Below are 1,823 nucleotides of genomic sequence, written 5' to 3'. Positions count from 1 at the left end.
GCGGGGCCGGCTGGGGCGTGTCCCGCTGTCTGGCATCCGCGCCCCGGGCGGGTTGCGGGCGGATGCTCAGGGCTTTTTTGGCCAGCGCGGCGGCGCGCGGCGCTCGCCGATGGCCAGCGGCTGCGCCGGCAGCTCGCCCCACTGGCCTTCGCCGTGGTCGCGCTGGCCGTCGCTCTGCCCGTCCGCCCCGCTCTGCGGCGCGCAATCGCCGGGATTCTGCTGCGGCGGCTCGGCGGCCGTGCCGTGCGGATGGCGATGGCGCAGCACGAAGTCCTGCACCGCGTCGATGTCCTCGGCGGCAATGGCCTGCGCGCCGCGCCAGGCGGCATGGGCGCGGGCGGCGCGCAGCCAGACCAGGTCGCCGCGCAGGCCGTCGATGCCGGAGGCGTAGCAGCGCGCGGCGATGGTTTCCAGCGCCGTGTCGTCCAGCGGGATCGCTTCCAATTGCTCGCGGGCCTGCCGGCAGCGCGCCTGCAGCTGGTCCTGCGCCGCCTGCCAGCGGACGCGGAAGGCCTGCGGGTCGCGGTCGAAGTCCAGCCGGCGGCGGACGATCTCGGCGCGCTCGGCGGGCAGCGGCGCGCCGCCGAGGACGACGGCGAGGCCGAAGCGGTCGAGCAACTGCGGGCGCAGCTCGCCCTCCTCCGGGTTCATGGTGCCGATCAGCACGAAGCGCGCGGCGTGGCGGTGCGAGATGCCGTCGCGCTCGATATGGTTGACCCCGCTGGCCGCCACGTCGAGCAGCAGGTCGACCAGATGGTCGGCCAGCAGGTTGACCTCGTCGACGTAGAGCACGCCGCCGTGAGCGCGCGCCAGCAGGCCCGGGGCGAAGCGCGCGCGGCCCTCGCCGAGGGCGGCGTCCAGGTCGAGGGTGCCGACGATGCGCTCCTCGGTGGCGCCCAGCGGCAGGGTGACCAGCTGGCCGCCGTCGAGCAGCTCGGCCACGCCGCGCGCCAGGGTCGACTTGGCCATGCCGCGCGGCCCCTCGATCAGCACACCGCCGATCGCCGGGTCGACCGCCGCCAGGCACAGCGCCAGCTTCAGCGCGTCGGCGCCGACCACCGCGGCGAGCGGGAAATTCACGGGTTCATGCATGGGAAATCCTCGGCGCGGCCATCAGCCGTCCTCCTCGCAGTCGAGCAGCAGGTTTTCCAGCGCCTCGCGGTAGGCGCCCGGCTCTTGCCAGAGGCCGCGCTGCTGGGCGTCGAGCAGCCGCTCGGTCATCTCGCGCAGCGCCGCCGGGTTGTGCTGGCGGACGAATTCGCGGGTATCGGCGTCGAGCAGGTAGGCATCGGTGAGCATCTGGTACTGGTGATCGTCGATCAGCTCGCTGGTGGCATCGAACGCGCACAGGTAGTCGACGGTGGCGGCCAGCTCGAAGGCGCCCTTGTAGCCGTGGCGCTTGATGCCGGCGACCCACTTGGGATTGGCGGCGCGGGCGCGCACCACGCGGTTGAGCTCTTCCTTGAGGGTGCGGATGCGTGGGTTGTCCGGCTGGCTGTGGTCGCCGTGGTAGCTGGCCACCGGGGCGCCGCCGAGGGTTTCCGCCGCAGCCAGCATGCCGCCCTGGAACTGGAAGTAGTCGTTGGAGTCGAGCAGGTCGTGCTCGCGGTTGTCCTGGTTGTGCAGCACCGCCTGCACGCCGGCGAGGCGCCGCTCCAGCGCGGCGCGGGCCGGCACGCCGTCGCCGCCGGCGCCGTAGGCGTAGCCGCCCCAGGTCAGGTACACGTCGGCGAGATCGGCGCGGCTGTCCCAGGCGCCCTCGGCGATGGCCTGCTGCACGCCGGTGCCGTAGCCGCCGGGGGCGGCGCCGAACACCCGCCAGC

Annotated in this window: 2 protein-coding genes; both read right to left on the bottom strand. The window is 74.1% G+C overall.

Features of this window, described 5'->3' with window-relative positions:
* Nucleotides 1-66 precede the first annotated feature (66 nt).
* Entirely contained in the window at nt 67-1,092 is a 1,026-nt protein-coding gene (locus tag E5198_RS21075) for an ATP-binding protein (protein WP_136491849.1), read from the bottom strand.
* Between the two features lie 21 nt (nt 1,093-1,113).
* The coding region (locus tag E5198_RS21070) for a cobaltochelatase subunit CobN (protein WP_178084112.1) at nt 1,114-1,823 on the bottom strand (710 nt) is incomplete at its 5' end.

Origin of the sequence: Pseudomonas sp. A-1 (genome assembly GCF_004801855.1) — a bacterium.
Taxonomy (GTDB): Bacteria; Pseudomonadota; Gammaproteobacteria; order Pseudomonadales; family Pseudomonadaceae; genus Geopseudomonas.
This window is presented reverse-complemented; position numbering and strand designations above follow the sequence as displayed.

What these genes read in the sequence shown, in the direction of transcription:
- E5198_RS21075 (WP_136491849.1), bottom strand. Translation starts at nt 1,092, where the DNA reads ATGCATGAACCCGTGAATTTCCCGCTCGCCGCGGTGGTCGGCGCCGAC.